Genomic DNA, 19,766 nt, shown 5'->3' on the forward strand with positions numbered 1-19,766 from the left:
TATATCTTTAAATATTAATTGGCTCTTTGAAATTGGTAAGTCACATCTTTAACCTGACCACCAACATTTATATTATCAATTAACTGAAACGAACTTTCAGTCACACTTCCCACTTTAAGCAAGTAACCATCTCTTACTTTCTTTGCTTTTTCTCCTGCATCAAGAATTTTAAGCACTAACAAACCTTGGTTGTTGATGCTCCAAACAATTGGAGAAGAAAATGAAGTACAGCTTGGAGCTGTTAAAGCCATTGTTCCTTTGTTATTATTTGAAATAAAACTCCAAGTACTACCAATAAAACATTTTGAATCTGCCAAATCAAATGAATTTACTTTGATATAATCTGAACCAGGATAAGTTACGTTGCTAAGTACCCAATTTCCCTTTAAAGCTACTTGGGTTTTCTTGTCAAGTTTAGTCGAAAGTGTAGTCGCTTCAGATGAAGCTGCTGTTGTCGAAGCTGATTTACACGCAAAAAACATCGTGGCAATCAGACAAATAAAAAATATTTTCTTCATTTTGCTTATTTTTTTTAAGTTAATACTTACGCATTTAACAATTATTATACCACAAATATACGATTCGAAAGGATAAGTTTCGTTTTAGAATCTGATTATTTTCTTTCAAAATTAACATTTAAGACATTTTGTCACCCAAAAAACAATTGGTATTCTATTTGAATAAATGAATATCATCACTTTAAATAAAAAAATAAAAAATATGGCAACAGGTAAAATTAATGTTTCGGTAGAAAACATTTTTCCCTTAATTAAAAAGTTCTTATACAGCGACCATGAAATTTTCTTGCGTGAGCTTGTTTCTAATGGTACTGATGCTACTTTAAAATTAAAACATCTTATTAGCATTGGCGAGGCTAAAGTAGAATACGGAAACCCCATTATTGAAGTAAAAGTAGATAAGGAAGGTAAAAAAATCCACATTATTGATCAAGGTTTAGGTATGACCGCTGATGAAGTTGAAAAATACATTAATCAGGTTGCTTTTTCTGGAGCTGAAGAATTTTTAGATAAGTATAAAGATTCTGCAAAAGATTCTGGAATTATCGGACACTTTGGTCTTGGTTTCTACTCTGCTTTTATGGTAGCTGAAAAGGTAGAAATCATCACAAAATCTTATAAAGACGAACCGGCAGCACACTGGACATGCGACGGAAGTCCTGAATTTACTTTAGAACCTGCTGACAAAACTTCACGCGGAACTGAAATTATTCTTCACATTGCCGAAGATTCTTTAGAATTTTTAGATGATTCTAAAATCAGTGGTTTATTGAATAAGTATAACAAATTTATGCCTATTCCAATTAAATTCGGAACTAGAACAGAAACACTTCCAAAACCAGAAGATGCTCCAGAAGATTATGTAAATGAAACTTTTGAAGTTGACAATTTCATCAACAATCCAAATCCAGCTTGGACAAAACAACCTTCTGAATTATCTGATGAAGATTACAAAAACTTCTACAGAGAATTGTATCCAATGCAATTCGAAGATCCTTTGTTTCACATTCACTTAAATGTAGATTACCCATTCAATTTAACTGGAATTTTGTATTTCCCAAAATTGGGTAGTGATATGCAGATTCAAAAAGATAAAATTCAATTGTACCAAAACCAAGTTTACGTTACAGACAACGTAGAAGGAATTGTACCTGAATTTTTGACAATGTTAAAAGGTGTTATCGATTCTCCAGATATTCCATTAAACGTTTCTCGTTCTGGCTTACAAGCGGATGGTGCGGTTAAGAAAATTTCTAACTACATTACTCGTAAAGTCGCAGATAAATTAAAAGCGTTATTTAACGAAAATCGCGCTGATTTTGAAGAAAAATGGAATGATATTAAAATCGTTTTAGAGTACGGAATGCTTTCTGAAGATAAATTCTATGAAAAAGCAGGTGCGTTTGTTTTGTATCCAACTGTAGATAATACTTATTTTACTTTAGAAGAATTAAAAGAAAAACTAAAAGAAAACCAAACTGACAAAGATGGTAAATTGGTTGTTCTTTATGCAGGAAACAAAGATGCACAGCACTCTTATATTGAAGCTGCAAAAGATAAAGGTTACGAAGTATTGCTTTTAGATTCTCCGATTATTTCGCATTTAATTCAGAAAATTGAAAATGATAATACAGGATTAACTTTTGTACGTGTAGATTCTGATCATATTGATAATTTAATCAAGAAAGACGAAAACACGATTTCTAAATTATCTGAAGAAGAAAAAGCAACTTTAAAAACTTCTTTAGAAGCTTATATTCCTAAAGCGTATAGTGTTCAATTGGAAGCTATGGATTCTCAAGCAGCTCCATTTATTATTACGCAACCAGAATTTATGCGAAGAATGAAAGAAATGAGCCAAACTGGCGGAGGCGGAATGTTCGGAATGGGAAATATGCCAGAAATGTACAATTTAGTTGTAAATACAAATTCTGATTTGGCTTCAAACATTTTAAATACCGAAGACAAAACACATCAAGAGCATTTGGTAAAACAAGCTTTAGATTTAGCTAAATTATCTCAAAACCTATTAAAAGGTGAAGCGCTTACTGCTTTCGTGAAAAGAAGTTTTGAAATGATCAAATAAGCATTCAAAAAAATAATATTTTTTAAAATCCGGCAAATTAAGTTTTGCGGGATTTTTTTTTGACTAAAAACACCCTTCAAAAAAGGGCGATTCTCCCCTTTTCTCAAGAACACTCTTTACATAATTTTGAAAACCAACCAATTACAACAAAAAACTAGAAATCATGGATAAAAGAAAGTTTACAGAAAATGGAACAGTTCTAGCAATTATAAAAGATTTAAAGGACCAGCTTAAAGGCAAAAAATTCTCAGACATTACGGATAAAAATAATCATCAATATGTTGATCTCGTGCAAGAAGGCGGCGGTGTACTCGGAATTGCACTGATCGGATATGTATATGTTTTAGAAAAAATGGGCATTCGATTTTTAAGTTTGGCAGGTACATCTGCTGGAAGTATTAATACGATGCTGATGGCTGCTGCTGGAACTTGCGACATCGAAAAATCGGAATGGATTTTAGACTGTTTATGCAACAAAAACTTATACGATTTTGTTGATGGTGATCGTGATGCGAGAGAATTTATTGATGCATTATTGAGCGATGCAGGAAATCTAAAATTGATCATTAAAGGAACTCAGGTTATTGATAATTTTAAAGACGATTTAGGATTGAATCCTGGAAATAATTTCCATCAGTGGATGACCAATTTACTTTCTCAAAAAGGAATAAAAAATTATGCCGACCTAAAAGCTTTACGAGAAAAAGGAGTTTCCGACGACAATAAATTATTCCGTATTAATAGAGTGAAACCTGGAGATAAAGAAGATTACAACAGAGTAGACCATTGGAGCGAAATGGCAATAATTGCGGCAGATATTACTACTGAAAGCAAGATTGTATTTCCTAAAATGATGGATTTGTTTTACGCCAATCCCAATGTTCAAAATCCATCCGATTTTGTTCGAGCTTCTATGTCTATTCCATTATTTTTTAGTCCGTTTAAAATTAAAAATATTCCTGGTGGTGTTGAATCTTGGAACAAATGGAATGAAGCAACCTGTTTACGAACTTCTGTACCTTCAGAAGTAATGTTCATGGATGGCGGAATTATTTCTAATTTTCCAATAGACATCTTTCATGAGAACTTAAACGTTCCCGCTTCTCCAACTTTCGGAATTAAATTGGGCTACGATAAAAATGAAATCAATAAAAATGAAAAATTCTCGAATTTAATCAGTTCGATGTTTGATACCGCGAGGTACGGTTACGATTCTGAATTCTTAAGAAAAAATCCAGACTTCAAAAATTTAATAGGATACATTGATACCGGAAGCCATAATTGGTTAAATTTTAATCTTACCGATGATGCCAAAATTGATCTTTTTATTCGAGGAGCTCAAAATGCTGCCGACTTTCTTAATCGTTTTAATTGGGAAGAATACAAAAAAATAAGAAAAGCCAAAAGCGATTATTATAAATCTGTTTGATTATAATTTTTTCTTCAAAAATTCGTTATAATATCCTGTAACTAACCATTACAGGATTTTTCTATTGTAATTCATTTTTTATTACATTTGATAGCCTTATTAATCTAACTAAAAACAAATACCACCATGAAAAAAACTGCTATCTTACTTTCAACCATCTGTGCGACAGCATTTCTTTATGTTTCTTGCTCAAGTAGCGATGAAAGTGACGACAACACTTCTTCAACTGATTTGACAAACGTTGCAGCATCATTAGCTGTAGACGCTTCGACAGCAATGGATCTTAATACCGGACTTTTGGTTACTGCCAACTCGACGACTACTGCAAAAACCGCCGAAACCCAGCCAGGAATTTGTGCCGCAATTACTGTTACAACACCAGAAGGAACAGCTTATCCTAAAGTTTTTCTATTAGATTTTGGAACGACAGGCTGCAAAGACGAGAATTTAACCAGAAGAGGAAAACTTAAAGTTACTATTACAGCACCAGTTACTACAACTGGAAGCAAAATGACAATTGAAAGAATAGATTATTACATCAATAATCTTAAACTGGAAGGAACAATTGAATACACTAATACAACAAGCACACCTTCCGTACCGCAATGGACAAGAAAAGTAACCAACGGAAAATTAACCGATTTACAGGGCGGTGTTTACACCAATTCTGGAATTTACACTACTAAACAAACTGCTGGTGTTGATACTCCATTAGTTTTATCTGATAACGTTTACGAAATTCCGGAAGGCACACAAACGATTACTTCACCAGCAGGAACTACGCTTACCTTATCAGTAACAGAAACATTGACTAAAAAATACTCTTGTACTTTTATTTCTAAAGGAAAACTTAAAATTCAAGGAGGAATTATAAATGGCACTATCGATTACGGAAATAACGAGTGCGATGCCACATACACTTACACACACGAAGATGGCCGTACATTTACATTGTCTATGTAAAACCTTTTAAAACATTATTTTAAATCCCAATTTAGAAATAGATTGGGATTTATTTTTTTAGAAAAATAAAACTTCAGTCTCTTTACATTTAAACTATTTTCTTTATTTTGCACCAAAATCTAAGAAACCAATGAAAAAAACACTAATTGCTTTTGTTACTCTAGCATTACTTGCATCTTGCAGCAAAAAAGAAACTACTGATGGCTTACATCTTACAGGAAATATCAAAGGATTGAAAAACGGAACTTTGTATATCCAAAGATTTGTTGACACATCGCTTGTTGCAATTGACAGCATCAAAATAGACGGAAATGCTTCTTTTGAAAGAGATATTAAATTAGAATCGCCAGAGGTATTGTATTTATTTTTAGATCGTGGTGTAACAAATTCTTTAGATAACAATATTTTATTTTTTGCTGAACCAGGAAACATGAATATTGATACCAATTTAGATAATTTCATTGCAAGTGCAAAAATCACTGGATCAAAAAACCAAGAATTATACGAGCAATATCAGAAAATAAACTCACGCTTTGTAGAAGAAAACCTTTCTTTGGTAGAACCTCGTTTTAAAGCAATAAAGAGACAAGACCAAAAAGCATTAGACAGTTTAACTAAAGAAGGAGAATCTAATATTAAAAGAAAATATCTATACGCTACAAACTTCGCGTTAAACAATAAAGATCATGAAATAGCACCTTATATTGCTCTAGCAGAAATTTATGATATCAACATTAAATTCCTTGATACTATTCAAAAATCAATGACTCCTAAAGTAGCTAAATCTCTTTACGGAAAGAAACTGACAAAATATGTTGATGATTTAAAAAAGCAACAGCAGCAGACACCAGCACAAGCAGCAGAATAACATTCGATATATAGCAAACAAAAAGGCCCTGAAAATTCAGGGCCTTTTTTATGTCAAAAACGTAAAGTTTTATCTTCCCATAATACCTCCGATAATAGCAAACACAAAGAAGAGTGCATAAAATCCTAATAAGACAACCATTAAAACTCCAATGAATTTATAATGCGATTTTAAATATCCTAATGAATCTGTAAGGGCTGCAGAATCATTATCTCTAAAAGCTTTTTTTGTATTTGAACTAAACTTGTACAAATAGTAAATTGGAAAGAAATACAGAGCTGCCATTAATAAATAAATGAAAGTCATAATAGCTCCGAATGAACTACCATATGCTCCCATTCCAGGCATTGTACTTCCTATTGTAGAAAAAATCGCCCCTGCAAAAATGGCAATTAAAACCAAAAATCCAAGTCCAATAAATCCTAAGATAGACAAGAAATAAGCCCATTTAGCTGTTTCTTTTAAAAAGTCTTTTGCAGCGCTGTCTAACTGCAGTTCAAATTTTTCAAATGCTGAAGTTTCTTCCATCAGTTTTAATGTTTTTAGGTTATCTAACAAACATAGGAAAAATATTTCTAAAAAAACATTAAATTAAAATTCCAATAAAGAAATTCCAACTTGAAGCTTGAAAATTTAGAATTTGGAATTTGGAATTTGGGATTTGAGATTTGGAATTTGAACAAAAAAAAACCACTCACAAAGTGAATGGTTTTTTGAGCCGATAGAGGGACTCGAACCCACGACCTGCTGATTACAAATCAGCTGCTCTAGCCAGCTGAGCTACATCGGCTTTATTTCGGGTGCAAATATAAAATTGTTTTTTAATATTACAAAATAAATCTGCCTCTCATTTTAAGCAAAAAAACCATCACATTTCTGTGATGGTTTCCGTTGAGCCGATAGAGGGACTCGAACCCACGACCTGCTGATTACAAATCAGCTGCTCTAGCCAGCTGAGCTACATCGGCCTCAATACGGGTGCAAATATAAAGCGGTTTTTCGTTTTCCCAAAATATTTTTGCACTTTTTTACACTTTTTTTTGCTTATAAAGCGTTGATTTTTTCAATCAATTGATTAGCAGTTTGTTCTAATTCAACATTGATTTGTTTGAAGTGTGCTTTTTTATTTTCAACGTTCTTTGCGTTCACTTTTGTAATCAAAGTATCGAATGCAGCAATAGCTTCATCGATCAAAGCATTCGTTTCTGGAGTTGGATTTCCTGTTGTTGACATCTCAAACAAGTAAACTGCTTCAATAATATCTCCTAATACGAAGTTGATGTCTTTCTTTAAATTCTTAACGTTTGCCATTTTATTATAATTTTAATTTGCGTCTGCAAAAGTACATATATTCTTTATAATTAGCGCTATGAAATGTAAATTTCTAAAATTGAAGCTTTTCCGTTCAAATTAAATGCATTTATCGCAGCTGGAACTAAAATGGTATCACCTTTTTTGTACGCTTGTTTAAACCCATTATATTCAATTTCGAAATCTCCTTCGATACACATATAAACTGTAAATGTTTCTCCAGTTTTAGAAACTTCCAATTTATTTTCTAATGGAAGAAAGTTAGTTGTAAAATACGGACAATCTACAATTGTGTTTGAAGTATTAACTTTAGACTCATATTTTTTCTGTGTATCTACTTTATCATAATTAATCGCATCTAAAGCAAGATCTACGTGAAGTTCTCTTTTGTTTCCTTGTGCATCTACGCGATCAAAATCATATAATCTATACGTAATATCAGAAGTTTGCTGAATTTCGGCAACCACTAAACCAGCACCAATGGCGTGAACAGTTCCTGTTTCTAAAAAGAAAACATCGCCTGGCTTCGCTTTTACATCATCTAATATTGAGACTAAAGTATTGTCATGTAAATGTTTTAAATATTCCTCTTTATTAGAATCTTCTTTAAAACCAACAATAATTCTTGCGTCTGCATCTGCTTGTGTAACGTACCACATTTCTGTTTTTCCGAATGAATTGTGACGCTCTTTAGCTAATTTATCGTTTGGATGAACTTGAATTGAAAGATCTTCTCTTGCATCAAGGTATTTAAAAAGTAATGGAAATTGTTTTCCGAAACGTTCATAGACTTTAGTTCCTAAAATAGCATCAGGCGTTTCATTAATCAAGTCCATTAAAGATTTTCCTTTTAAATCTCCATTCGCAACCACGCTTACATCTCCTTCTACGGTAGACAATTCCCAGCTTTCACCAGTAATTTTTGAAACGATTGGTTTGTTTAAAATTGTTTTTAGTTTTTCACCTCCCCAGATTCTTTCTTTCAAAATCGGTTCAAATTGTAAAGGGTATAAATTTTGGCTCATGTTTTAGGCTAATATATTTGGTTTAATTAATTGTGTTCGATATTATTTTTTTACTTTATAAAACTAATTCTTTTACAGTTTCTAGTGCTTTCGGAATGTGTTTTGCAGCATTTACGCTGTCAAAAATCGAAATGACCAAACCATTTTTGTCAATAATATATGTGACGCGTCCTGGAAGCAATCCGAATAAATTATTACGGACTCCAAAAAGCTTTCTTAATCTTTTATCTTGATCTGAAAGCAAAATAAAAGGCAATTGATGTTTAGCAGCAAACTTGTGATGCGATTTTACACTATCACTGCTAATACCTATTACCTCAGCTCCTAAATCTTTGAAATCTTCATATTGGTCCCGAAAACTGCAAGCTTCAGTTGTACAGCCAGGCGTATTATCTTTTGGGTAAAAATAAATTACCAATGGCTTTCTTCCTAAGACGTTTTGGCTTTCGAAAAGTTCTCCATTGTTGTCTTTCGCAGTAAAATTCGGAACTATATCTCCTATTTTTAATGACATTTTTTATTCTCCTTTATAAGTTACAAAATTGCGTTCCGTTTCGTTCAAAACCACTTCTAAATCAAAGTCAGCATGAATTCGTTGTCTAATTTTATTCCATATCACAACGGCAATATTTTCTGCAGTCGGATTCAAATCTGCAAATTCTGGAACATCCAGATTCAGATTTTTGTGATCAAACGGAATTTCTACTTCTTCTCGTATTATATCCGCTAATACTTTCACATCTAAAACAAAACCAGTTTCTGGGTCAATTTTTCCTGTAACGCTTACTGTTAAACCATAATTATGACCGTGAAAGTTCGGATTGTTGCATTTTCCAAAAACAGCATCGTTTTTTTCAAATGACCAATCTTTTCGATGTAGTCGATGTGCAGCATTAAAATGTGCTTTTCTTGATATGGTTACTCTCATTTAGGTTTTTGGTTGGTCTGGACTAAAGTTTATGATCTTCTAAATAATGATAAAATTCATCAAAAATTATTTTAAACCAAACGGTATATATTTCGGGCTGTTTCTGAATATCTTCCTTTACATCTTCAATTTTCATCCATTTCCAAGCTTCCACTTCTTCGGTGTTGATGTTCGGGTTTTCATTGTAATACCCAATCATTACATGATCTAACTCATGCTCTGTTAATCCGTTATCAAAAGGAGCTTTATAAATAAAATGAAACAGCTCTTTTAGTTCCGTTTTAAAACCCATTTCTTCAAACAATCTTCTGCTTCCCGCCTCGATGTTCGTTTCACCTTCGCGCTGATGACTGCAGCAAGTATTTGTCCAAAGTAAAGGCGAATGATATTTTTGATGTGCTCGCTGCTGCAGCATAATTTCATTTTGTTCATTTAAAACAAAAACTGAAAATGCGCGATGCAGAAGAGCTTTTTCATGTGCTTCCAATTTTGGCATTAAACCAATTTGCTCATCCTTTTCGTTAACCAATATTACGTTTTCTTCTGTCATAAGTCTTCTTAATCAAGCAAAAATACGAAAAAAGAAATGGCTTAAAAATCCTAATTGCATTTGCAAAAAATCAAAACTTTAATTCGTCTTCTATTTTTCTGATTTACAATACAATAAATTCAGTTCAAAATTAAAAGCTGTTAAAATTAAGACATAAAAACTACATTGGCCTATTTTACGTAACTAATAAAAAGTTAAAACACACTTAAAAAAATCTGAATTGTTTGAAAGTCAGTATCTGATGGCAGAATCTAGTTGTATCTTTGAATTACAAAACTAGCAAAGCCTTTAAAATCATACTGGTTTTCTACATTAAACTATTATTATTTGTTTATGAAATCTAAAACTCAATTTATAAGCCTTTGCTTTTTGTTGCCGCTTTTTATTTTACAGGCTTGCGGGCAAAACAACAAACAGCATGTAAAACCTACTTCTATGGGAAATGTGATCAATAAATCCGGAAATCCGTATTATTCTAATACTGATACTACAAAATTGCATGTAAGCGATGCCGAATGGAAAAAAGTTCTGCCAGCAGATGTTTACGCGGTAATGCGTGAGGCTGACACAGAAAGACCTTTTACAGGAAAATATTGGAATACCGACGAAAAAGGAACCTATTATTGTGCTTCTTGCGGCAACAAACTATTTAGGTCTACGGCAAAATTTTCAAGCAGCTGCGGATGGCCAAGTTTTTTTGAACAGGAAAGCAAAAAAAGCATTGTTTTTAAAGAAGATAATTCAATTGGAATGGAACGAATTGAAACATTATGCGGTCGTTGCGGCGGACATTTGGGACATATTTTTGATGATGGTCCTGAACCAACCGGAAAGCGGTACTGTATGAATTCGATTGCTCTTGATTTTATTCCTGATACTAAATAATAAAAAATGAAAAATATACTTTTAATATGCTTTTTGGCGCTTTCGCTGAATGGTTTTTCGCAAAACAAAAAAGCCTCAAATCTAGAATCTATTACGCTAGGTGGAGGATGCTATTGGTGCGTAGAAGCAGTTTATGAAAATCTGGATGGCGTAAAATCTGTAGTTTCTGGATTTTCTGGCGGAAAGGTTGCCAATCCGACTTATGAGGAAGTTTGTACTGGAGAAACTGGTCACGCAGAAGTTGTTCAGATTACGTACGACAAAGCTGTGACAGACATTAACGAAATTTTCAAGGTGTTTTTTACCGTTCATGATCCGACGACTTTAAACCGCCAAGGCGCTGATGTTGGAACACAATATCGTTCTGTTATTTTTTATAAAAATGCCGAACAAAAGAAAGCTGCAGAAAGCATTATTGCAGAATTGAATAAAGCAAAAGTGTACAAAAGTCCAATTGTGACCAGAGTTGAACCTTTTAAAGTTTTTTACAAAGCCGAAGATTATCACCAAAATTATTACGCAAACAATAAAAATCAGCCGTATTGCAAAATGGTGATTCAGCCAAAGCTAGAAAAATTTGAAAAGGTTTTTAAAGATAAATTGAAAAAAAAATAAATTTCAAAAACATACAAATAAAAGGGAAATGAATTGGCTTCATTTCCCTTTTTTTATAAATGAACTTGTCAGAGTTTCAAACTTTGACAAAGTTGAATGACTTAAAATTATTGTTTCGCTACTTTTTTAAATCGCATCATTGGCACATCGCCCTGAATTAAATTTAATTTTCCGTCTTTATCAATAGAATAACTTGTAATTTGTTTTATTTGTTTTAGAAATACCTGTTCTCCTCCACCTTCACAAAACATCATTGTAGTTGGTCCAGCTTCTCCAAAAGTTAAAGATTTTCCATTTAAAGTATAAGGCGCGCTATAACCATTACATCCGTTATTACCGTAAACTTTTGTTTCTTTTTGATCGAAAGTCAGCTGTGGTTTTTTATTTGGATACAAACCTTCAAAGGCAATTCTTGGTCCCGAGATATACTCCAATTCCCAAGTTGTATCAAATAAATTTCCTGTGCTTTTTGTGTCTTTTGATGCCATACAAGAAGTTAATAATAAGGTTAAAACTGAAACGACTGCAAGTGTGTATTTTTTCATAAAAATGTATTTTGAAGATTAATATAATTTGTTTTTTGAAGATTAAAAATTATTCTATAATCATTCTTTTCTCAATATTCATGCCTAGTTGTGAGCTTTCTTACAATTTAAATTTCAAAACAAAGTTTTTTCCTGATCTCTAAGTTACATCATTTTCTTTATAATTCTACAAATCAAACATTTAAAACCTAATTTTCTGTTTCTTTTTTTTTGTAATTTGCATCAGTCTAAAAACCAAAAATCATCAATCAAAAACCAAAAAAATGAAACAATTCCTATTATTGTTTGCATGTGCTTTCACTCTTTTAACGGTGCAATCACAGGAAAATTTACCTACAGACTATCTTTCTAAAGAATTTCACCAAGGAAGACGTGAGGCTTTTAGAAACTTAATGCCGGCTAATTCTGTAGCAGTCATTTTTTCTTATCCTGAAAGAGTATTTTCAAAAGACATCAATTACAATTATCATCAAAATCCTGACATGTATTATTTAACAGGTTACAAAGAACCTGATGCCGTTTTATTGCTTTTTAAAGACAATAAAACAACAGCAAATGATACTTACAATGAAATACTTTTTGTGAGAGAAAGAAACGCGGCACAAGAAACTTGGACAGGAAGGCGTTTGGGTGTTGAAGGGGTAAAATCTAAATTGGGTTTTAAAATGGTCTACAACGGAAAAGATTTTAATGCTTTTGCAATTGACTTTAAAAAATTCAGCCAAATTATTTACGACAAAATTCCAACAGATATTCGCAACAACAAAAGTGGTTTTGATCTGGCCGGTTTAATTGAAACATTCAAATCTAAAGCTTCAATTACAGCTGAAAACGAAACTGTTCATCAGCTTTTTGATAAAATCACTAGTACATTAAGAGAAATCAAAACTGTAGAAGAATTAGATTTAATGCGCAAAACGGTAAAACTATCGTGCATTGCACATAATGAAGTCATGAAAGCTGTTGGACCTGATATGAGCGAAAATGAAGCAGATGGAATTCACAGATATATTCACAAACATTACGGTGCTGAAGACGAAGGTTATCCTCCAATTGTTGGCGCGGGAGCAAATGGCTGTATTTTACATTATGGAGAAAACAATGCTACCAAAATGGATAATCAGTTATTACTGATGGATGTAGGTTCTGAATATCATGGTTATTCGGCCGATGTAACAAGAACAGTTCCAGCAAACGGAAAGTTCAGTCCAGAACAAAAAGCTATTTACGAATTGGTTTACGAAGCTCAGGAAGAAGTTTTTAAAATATGCAAAGAGGGTACGCCATTTCAGGATTTAAACAAAAAAGCACGAGAAGTTATTACCAACGGATTGCTAAAACTCGGAATTATAACAGACCCTAAAGATGTGAGAATGTATTATCCGCACAGCTGTTCTCACTTTCTTGGCTTAGACGTTCATGACAAAGGGAATTATATGGGTAATCTAAAAGAAAACATGATTTTTACTGTTGAACCTGGAATCTATATTCCTGCAAATAGCAAATGCGACAAAAAATGGTGGAATATCGGTGTTCGTATCGAAGATGATGTTTTAATCACAAAAAGTTCTTATGAAAATCTTTCGGCAGAATCTCCAAGAAAATGGCAGGAAATCGAAGCTTTGACTAAACAGAAAAGTACTTTTAATGAAATGAAGTTTCCTAAGATTTAATATTATTTTTGCGGAGATTTAAAATCATTTCAACCTCTTAAAATAACAAAAAACAAAAATGAATTCCCAAAAACATCGTTTTACTAACAAACCATTTTTATTTTCCTTTCTATTTTTTTTCTTTTTTGCCCTAACAGCAAATTCACAAAAACAAATCTGTAGAATCTATTTCGATGACGGTACCGTTTTAAGCGGAATTGGAAAAATTAGAACCGATAACACCATCAAGTTAAAATTGAATGATGACGATAAAGGAACCGATTATGACCCTTTGATTATTGATCGAATTGAACTTGAAAGAGATGGAATTTCGCAAGTTTATAAATACAAAAAAGAAGTCGACGGTTTTCATAAATGGCTAAAAGTCTTGATTGAAGGCAAAGTCAGCTTATACAAATATGATATGTCTGGCTTTAATTTTGCAACAATCCCAAATTCCGGATTTTCAGGAATGAATATGGGAATGGGAATGGCTTCAAGTCCTGTAACGTATTATTATGTTGCTCACGGAGAAGATTTTGAAGTTTCTATAATTACTTCTCTGGGAAACATCAGTAAAAATTTTAAAAAAGCAGCTTCAGAATTTTTCAAAGACTGTCCAGTTCTCGTAGAAAAAATCAACAACAAAGAATTTAAAAAAGATGATATTTTTCAGGTTGTCAAATTTTACAACACAAAATGCGACACAGGAAATGCTTCTACCGAAATAAAAGCTAAAAACTAAAAAGCTTACGCCCATTAAGAAATTACTTAATGGGCTTTTATTTTTATAACTGATTAATTTCAATCTTTATCAATTCAGACAATTCTAAAATTCTTTCAACTTTGTCTTTATTAGCAACAAAAAACAAATAGTTATCACCAAAAGTTTCATAGGTTAATAGCTCAAGATTCGATTTTTCTAATTCAGATTGAATGTAAGGAAAGAGTTCATGACTATAAGTTTCTTCAGGATAATCGAAAGTAAAATCTTCGCCGATTAAATTAGAAATAAAATATGCTGCATCTTCTGGATCAAATTTCCAATCACTGTTCCAAGCGTCAATACTTTCAAAAAACGCAAAATGATCTTCGACAATATCATGATATTCTTTTGCTTCTTTTTTATAATTTTTAAAAAGTTTTTTTGATTGTTTTTTTAGTTCCTTTTCTTTAATATTTCCTCTTGAAACCAATTGAATAAACTCTTCAAAATCTTTTTCTGTTGCTTCTTCATTTGCTACTAAATTTTCGGAAGAAGGAAGTTCTACATTTTTTGGAATTTCAATGTTTAAATACTGGCAAATTCCTTGTAGCACCAATTTAAAATCTCTAATTCCGTTTTCTTCACTTTCATTCTTTGGATTATTTATCTCTAGAACTTCACTTTCCAACACCCCTTTTGTGTAATCAAAGAAATGTTTTCCTGAATATAATATTCTAAAATCGTTTATTTCTAAACTATTCGTACAGCAAAAAAAGATCAGGAAATTTTTTATGGAACGTTTAAATACTTTCTTTTCTTCTGAAGTTGGTTGCGAGTAAAACTGAATATGAATAAAATCGTATTCCAAACCTTCTAGAATTGCTTCATCAGAAAGAACACCAATATTCATTTTCTTATAAAGTTCATTTAAAACTTCATAAGGATTCTTAAAACCAGATTTTTTAATTTCTGCAATACCTTCTTCATGATCAAATGAACCTGGAAAATAAAATAAATTTACAGATACATTTTCCTGAATTCCTTTTACTTTAAATTCAAGATCAGACTTTTGGCTATACAAGTAATTATAAATAGGTTCGATTATATCAAAAGAAACAATCGATTTTGGATCATTATTACGTCCGAATAAATTGGAAAAAAAGTTCGACATTCGTTATTTAATTTAAAATATTTGTATTCTCTAAATTAGAAAATGACTAAGTTAAACTAAGATAACAAAGTTTTTTATCGCAAAAAATTATTTTAAAGATTCTGCAATCATCAAGGCACATTTTTCGCCATCAATTGCAGCAGAGATAATACCGCCGGCATAACCTGCTCCTTCTCCACAAGGATACAATCCTTTTATTTGAAGATGTTCTAAAGTTAGAGGATCGCGCGGAATTCTTACCGGAGATGAAGTTCTACTTTCAGGCGCATGTAAAATGGCTTCATTTGTCAAATAACCGCGCATTGATTTTCCAAAATCCTGAAATCCCTGGCGCATGATTTGCGTTAAAAAACCTGGAAAAACCTGCCCCAATTCTACCGGAGTTGTTCCTGGAACATACGAAGTTTTCGGAATATCTGCCGAAACTTTACTTTGTGTAAAATCGATCATTCTTTGTGCTGGAACTTTTTGAGTTTGTCCTGCCAAATACCATGCTTTTTGTTCGATGCTTTTTTGAAATTCCATTCCAGCCAAAGCGCCAAATTTTGCAAAAGGTTTGAAATCTTCTAATTTCAATTCTACCACAATTCCAGAATTTGCTGTAGATTGATCCCGTTTAGATGGCGACCAACCGTTTGTAACCACTTCTCCTGGACTTGTTGCACAAGGTGCAATTACACCTCCTGGACACATACAGAATGAATACATTCCGCGGCCGTTTACTTGTTTTACAATTGAATATGGAGCTGGCGGTAAGTGCTCTCCACGATAATCACAACTGTACTGAATACTATCAATTAATTCTTGCGAATGTTCTGCTCTAACACCTAAAGCAAAAGGTTTTGCTTCTATTAAAATTTTCTTTTTATCTAATAATTCAAATATATCACGCGCAGAATGCCCTGTTGCCAAGATTAATTTATTGGCGTGAATTTTATCTCCGCTTTGCGTTACGATTCCTTCAACTTCGTTATTCTTCACCAAAATATCGCTTACACGGGTTTCAAACAAAACCTGTCCGCCAAATTCGATGATTTTTTCTCTGATGTCTTCAATAATCTTAGGCAATTTATTGGTTCCGATATGCGGATGCGCCTCAACTAGAATATCTTCTGAAGCACCAAAAGCGACTAAAAGTTCTAAAATTCGGGTTACATCTCCGCGTTTTTTAGAACGGGTATACAATTTACCATCAGAATACGTTCCTGCTCCGCCTTCTCCAAAACAATAATTAGAATCTTCGTTTACAATATGCTCACGATTTATTGCTTTTAAGTCGCGACGGCGTCCTCGAACATCTTTTCCGCGTTCTAACACAATGGGTTTCAAGCCTAATTCAATTAATTGCAATGCGGCAAAAAGTCCAGCTGGACCAGCACCGACAACAATAACTTCTTGTGCGTTAGAAACATCTTTGTATATAGGAAGTTCAATTTTGGTTTCCTGAAATGGTTCGCCTTTTAAGTAAATAAGAACTTTCAAATTGATTTTAATGGCTTTCTGACGTGCATCAATAGAGCGTTTTAAAATCGAAACATGCTGAATTTCTTGAGCAGAAACTTTAATCTGCTTAGACAAATGGTCTTTTAGCAATGATTCGTTTGCAGCAATTTCTGGTGTAACTTGAAGTAAAAGTTCTTTTGGCATTTTTTTGTTTTTATTCTATTAGCTTTTCTTTCTATGAAAAGAAGATGCAAAAGTACTATTTTGAAATGAGATTTTATCTTTGGTCTAAATTTTCACGCAGATTTACACAGATTTAAGCAGATTTATATTTTTTTTAGCCACAGATTATTTGGATTAAAAAGATTTCTTCAAGAACAGTTTTAAAAAATCTTAGAACCTTAGCACCTCAGAATCTTAGAACCTTTAAGAAAGACTTTGTACCTTTGCACCTCTGAACCTTTGCACCTTTAAAAAAAATGTCTAGAAAAATAAAACTAATTTGGGATTTTCGCGGACCAGCTTCTGCAAAAACTGCCGAACATCACGAAATTCATTTAAAAGAATATATAGCAATTAAAAAATTACCTTTAAACATTACAGGTTTTTTAATTCTAAATGATATGCACGCAATCGCTTTTATGGTTGTAACCGATGAAAATATGATTCAGGTAAGAGATGCTTTGAAACCACATCGTGGGGAAGTTTATAGTGAATAAAATTCCAAAAAAGAAAATTCCAAATTCCAATTACTTAGAAAAATCTAAAATAAAAAATTCCAAATTCCAATGCTACAGTTTGCTTGGAATTTGGAATTTGTATTTTTTAATGTTTTATTATTTTGGAATTTGGAATTTCTAAAATTGGAATTTAATTAGCCACCTCGCTAATAAACTTAATACGCATTAAACGTAATTCGTCAATATCGTAATCGCCGTCAAATTCTTTCAATGCGTCCTCGATTTTATCCGACTCTGATTCCATAAAATAATCGTGAATTTCTTCTTGCTGATCATCATCAAGCATGTCATCAATCCAATATTTGATATTTAATTTGGTTCCAGAATATACAATTTGCTCCATTTCTTTAATCAAAGCATCCATCGTTAAACCTTTAGCAGAAGCAATATCGTTCAGTGACAATTTTCTATCGATATTCTGAATAATATACAATTTGTTAGCAGAGTTTACTCCTGTCGATTTTACTACTAAATCATCTGGACGAATAATATCGTTATCTTCAACGTATCGGCTGATTAGGGCGACAAATTCGCTTCCATATTTTTTAGCTTTTCCTTCTCCTACACCATGAATATTATATAATTCGGTTATAGAAATCGGATATTTAAGTGCCATATCTTCAAGAGAAGGATCTTGAAAAACAACAAATGGCGGAACCCCAAGTTTTTTGGCTACTTTTTTACGAAGTTCTCGAAGCATTCCAGTCAAAACCTCATCGGCAGTTCCAGAAGATTTGCCTCCAGACACAATTGTTTCGTCATCAGCTTCAGTATATTCATGATCTTCAGACATCATAAATGAAACTGGATTTTTGATATAATCCAATCCTTTTTCAGTGATTTTAATTATACCATACGTTTCAATATCTTTTGATAAATAATCAGAAACCAAAACTTGTCTTAGGAGAGCCATCCAATATTTTTCATCATGGCCTGAACCTGAACCAAAATAAGGCTGCGCATCTGTTTTATGTGCTTTAATAACCGCATTAATTCGGCCAATTAAAGTGAATACAATTTCTTTTGATTTATAAATATGTTTGGTATCGCGAACAATTTCTAGCAGTTTAACCACTTGTTCTTTTGCTTCCACTTTATGTTTCGGATTACGAACGTTGTCATCCATATCAGCACCTTCACCTGTTTCGCCATCAAATTCTTCGCCGAAATAATGAAGAAGAAATTTTCTACGCGACATTGAAGTTTCCGCATAAGCTACAACTTCCTGCAAAAGAGCAAATCCAATTTCTTGTTCAGCAACTGGTTTTCCAGACATAAATTTCTCCAGCTTTTCTACATCTTTATAAGAGTAGTACGCCAAACAATGTCCTTCTCCTCCATCACGTCCTGCACGACCAGTTTCTTGGTAATAACTTTCTAATGATTTTGGAATATCGTGGTGAATTACAAAACGAACATCTGGTTTATCAATTCCCATTCCGAAGGCAATCGTTGCTACTACCACATCTACATCTTCCATCAAAAACATATCTTGATGTTTGGCGCGTGTTTTTGCATCTAACCCTGCGTGATAAGGAACCGCACTGATTCCGTTTACCTGCAAAACTTCAGCAATCGATTCTACTTTTTTACGGCTTAAGCAATAAATAATTCCAGATTTGCCTTTGTGTTGTTTGATAAATCGAATAATATCCGATTCGATATTTTTTGTTTTTGTTCGAACTTCGTAATACAAGTTCGGTCTATTAAATGATGCTTTAAAAGTATTCGCATCAGACATATCTAAGTTTTTCAGAATATCTTCCTGAACTTTTGGTGTTGCGGTTGCTGTAAGTCCGATAATAGGAACTGTACCTAATTGTTTGATTATATGTCGCAGATTTCTGTATTCAGGTCTAAAATCATGTCCCCATTCTGATATACAGTGAGCCTCATCAATAGCAACAAAAGAAATTTTGACACTTTGTAAGAAAGTAACATATTCTTCTTTTGTTAATGATTCTGGGGCTACGTACAAAAGTTTGGTTAAACCAGAAGTAATATCTTTTTTAACTTGAGCAATCTCAGTCTTGGTAAGAGAGGAATTCAATACATGTGCAATTCCATTTTCTGACGAGAGACTTCGAATCGCATCAACTTGATTTTTCATCAAAGCAATCAATGGTGAAACAACAATTGCTGTTCCATCCTGAATTAAAGCGGGTAATTGATAACAAAGAGACTTTCCACCGCCTGTCGGCATAATTACGAAAGTATTCTTATCATTTAAAATACTCGTAATGACTTGCTCTTGCAAGCCTTTAAATTGGCTAAAGCCGAAATACTTCTTTAATTCTTTATGTATTTCAATTTCGTTTGAATTCATTCTTT

Annotated in this window: 20 protein-coding genes and 2 tRNA genes; 9 read left to right on the plus strand and 13 right to left on the minus strand. The window is 32.8% G+C overall.

Annotated elements, in window-relative coordinates; genetic code table 11:
- Positions 1 to 14: 14 nt before the first annotated feature.
- A complete protein-coding gene (locus tag LL966_RS16735) occupies positions 15 to 518 on the minus strand; it encodes a lipocalin family protein (protein WP_229354835.1) in 504 nt (167 codons plus the stop codon).
- 202 nt (positions 519 to 720) lie between these two features.
- Here LL966_RS16735 and htpG point away from each other — a divergent pair, with 202 nt between their 5' ends.
- The 4 genes from htpG to LL966_RS16755 all read left to right on the plus strand — a co-directional run bounded on the left by htpG (position 721) and on the right by LL966_RS16755 (position 5,864).
- Positions 721 to 2,604, plus strand: a complete 1,884-nt coding sequence (htpG, locus tag LL966_RS16740; RefSeq protein ID WP_229354836.1) for a molecular chaperone HtpG — start codon at positions 721 to 723, stop codon at positions 2,602 to 2,604.
- A 163-nt stretch (positions 2,605 to 2,767) separates the two neighbouring features.
- Entirely contained in the window at positions 2,768 to 4,033 is a 1,266-nt protein-coding gene (locus LL966_RS16745) for a patatin-like phospholipase family protein (RefSeq protein WP_229354838.1), read from the plus strand.
- 126 nt (positions 4,034 to 4,159) lie between these two features.
- The gene (locus LL966_RS16750) at positions 4,160 to 4,996 is read left to right on the plus strand and encodes a hypothetical protein (RefSeq protein WP_229354840.1); all 837 of its coding nucleotides are present in this window, start codon (positions 4,160 to 4,162) and stop codon (positions 4,994 to 4,996) included.
- A gap of 130 nt (positions 4,997 to 5,126) precedes the next feature.
- Positions 5,127 to 5,864 carry a DUF4369 domain-containing protein gene (locus tag LL966_RS16755; RefSeq protein ID WP_229354841.1) on the plus strand — a complete coding sequence of 246 codons (738 nt, stop codon included), beginning with the start codon at positions 5,127 to 5,129 and terminating at the stop codon, positions 5,862 to 5,864.
- 69 nt (positions 5,865 to 5,933) lie between these two features.
- On the opposite strand, the gene LL966_RS16760 is transcribed toward LL966_RS16755, so the two are convergent.
- From LL966_RS16760 to idi, 8 genes are all read right to left on the minus strand, one after another.
- The gene (locus LL966_RS16760) at positions 5,934 to 6,392 is read right to left on the minus strand and encodes a DUF5362 family protein (RefSeq protein WP_229354843.1); all 459 of its coding nucleotides are present in this window, start codon (positions 6,390 to 6,392) and stop codon (positions 5,934 to 5,936) included.
- A 188-nt stretch (positions 6,393 to 6,580) separates the two neighbouring features.
- Positions 6,581 to 6,654, minus strand: a tRNA-Thr gene (locus LL966_RS16765).
- Positions 6,655 to 6,758: 104 nt separating this feature from the next.
- Positions 6,759 to 6,832 (minus strand) — tRNA-Thr (locus LL966_RS16770).
- A 76-nt stretch (positions 6,833 to 6,908) separates the two neighbouring features.
- Entirely contained in the window at positions 6,909 to 7,175 is a 267-nt protein-coding gene (locus LL966_RS16775) for a hypothetical protein (RefSeq protein WP_012022371.1), read from the minus strand.
- A 56-nt stretch (positions 7,176 to 7,231) separates the two neighbouring features.
- Positions 7,232 to 8,200: a type I phosphomannose isomerase catalytic subunit gene (locus LL966_RS16780; RefSeq protein WP_229354845.1), complete on the minus strand. Its 969-nt coding sequence runs from the start codon at positions 8,198 to 8,200 to the stop codon at positions 7,232 to 7,234.
- A gap of 55 nt (positions 8,201 to 8,255) precedes the next feature.
- Entirely contained in the window at positions 8,256 to 8,714 is a 459-nt protein-coding gene (locus tag LL966_RS16785) for a peroxiredoxin (protein WP_229354847.1), read from the minus strand.
- A gap of 3 nt (positions 8,715 to 8,717) precedes the next feature.
- Entirely contained in the window at positions 8,718 to 9,128 is a 411-nt protein-coding gene (locus LL966_RS16790) for a 6-carboxytetrahydropterin synthase (RefSeq protein WP_066033610.1), read from the minus strand.
- 22 nt (positions 9,129 to 9,150) lie between these two features.
- Positions 9,151 to 9,678 (minus strand): isopentenyl-diphosphate Delta-isomerase, encoded by a 528-nt coding sequence (gene idi / locus LL966_RS16795; protein ID WP_229354848.1) that lies wholly within the window; start codon positions 9,676 to 9,678, stop codon positions 9,151 to 9,153.
- Positions 9,679 to 10,011: 333 nt separating this feature from the next.
- Here idi and msrB point away from each other — a divergent pair, with 333 nt between their 5' ends.
- Both msrB and msrA read left to right on the plus strand, forming a co-directional pair.
- The gene (gene msrB, locus LL966_RS16800) at positions 10,012 to 10,563 is read left to right on the plus strand and encodes a peptide-methionine (R)-S-oxide reductase MsrB (protein ID WP_229354849.1); all 552 of its coding nucleotides are present in this window, start codon (positions 10,012 to 10,014) and stop codon (positions 10,561 to 10,563) included.
- A gap of 6 nt (positions 10,564 to 10,569) precedes the next feature.
- Positions 10,570 to 11,178, plus strand: a complete 609-nt coding sequence (gene msrA / locus LL966_RS16805; protein WP_229354850.1) for a peptide-methionine (S)-S-oxide reductase MsrA — start codon at positions 10,570 to 10,572, stop codon at positions 11,176 to 11,178.
- A gap of 107 nt (positions 11,179 to 11,285) precedes the next feature.
- Here the strand turns inward: msrA and LL966_RS16810 are convergent, their stop codons facing one another.
- Positions 11,286 to 11,723, minus strand: a complete 438-nt coding sequence (locus tag LL966_RS16810) for an META domain-containing protein (protein WP_229354851.1) — start codon at positions 11,721 to 11,723, stop codon at positions 11,286 to 11,288.
- 263 nt (positions 11,724 to 11,986) lie between these two features.
- On the opposite strand from LL966_RS16810, the gene LL966_RS16815 reads away from it, so the two are divergent.
- Complete coding sequence (locus LL966_RS16815) at positions 11,987 to 13,396, plus strand: aminopeptidase P N-terminal domain-containing protein (protein ID WP_229354852.1); 1,410 nt, start codon at positions 11,987 to 11,989, stop codon at positions 13,394 to 13,396.
- Between the two features lie 58 nt (positions 13,397 to 13,454).
- Entirely contained in the window at positions 13,455 to 14,120 is a 666-nt protein-coding gene (locus LL966_RS16820) for a hypothetical protein (protein WP_229354854.1), read from the plus strand.
- Positions 14,121 to 14,163: 43 nt separating this feature from the next.
- On the opposite strand, the gene LL966_RS16825 is transcribed toward LL966_RS16820, so the two are convergent.
- Entirely contained in the window at positions 14,164 to 15,252 is a 1,089-nt protein-coding gene (locus tag LL966_RS16825) for a DUF6630 family protein (protein ID WP_229354856.1), read from the minus strand.
- Between the two features lie 87 nt (positions 15,253 to 15,339).
- Complete coding sequence (locus tag LL966_RS16830) at positions 15,340 to 16,899, minus strand: NAD(P)/FAD-dependent oxidoreductase (protein WP_229354857.1); 1,560 nt, start codon at positions 16,897 to 16,899, stop codon at positions 15,340 to 15,342.
- A 275-nt stretch (positions 16,900 to 17,174) separates the two neighbouring features.
- Here LL966_RS16830 and LL966_RS16835 point away from each other — a divergent pair, with 275 nt between their 5' ends.
- The gene (locus LL966_RS16835) at positions 17,175 to 17,414 is read left to right on the plus strand and encodes a hypothetical protein (RefSeq protein WP_229354859.1); all 240 of its coding nucleotides are present in this window, start codon (positions 17,175 to 17,177) and stop codon (positions 17,412 to 17,414) included.
- Between the two features lie 151 nt (positions 17,415 to 17,565).
- Here LL966_RS16835 and LL966_RS16840 read toward each other — a convergent pair whose 3' ends face one another.
- The gene (locus LL966_RS16840; RefSeq protein WP_229354861.1) at positions 17,566 to 19,761 is read right to left on the minus strand and encodes an ATP-dependent DNA helicase RecQ; all 2,196 of its coding nucleotides are present in this window, start codon (positions 19,759 to 19,761) and stop codon (positions 17,566 to 17,568) included.
- Between the last annotated feature and the right edge of the window lie 5 nt (positions 19,762 to 19,766).

It is taken from the genome of Flavobacterium chungbukense, from assembly GCF_020805785.1.
Taxonomy (GTDB): Bacteria; Bacteroidota; Bacteroidia; order Flavobacteriales; family Flavobacteriaceae; genus Flavobacterium; species Flavobacterium chungbukense.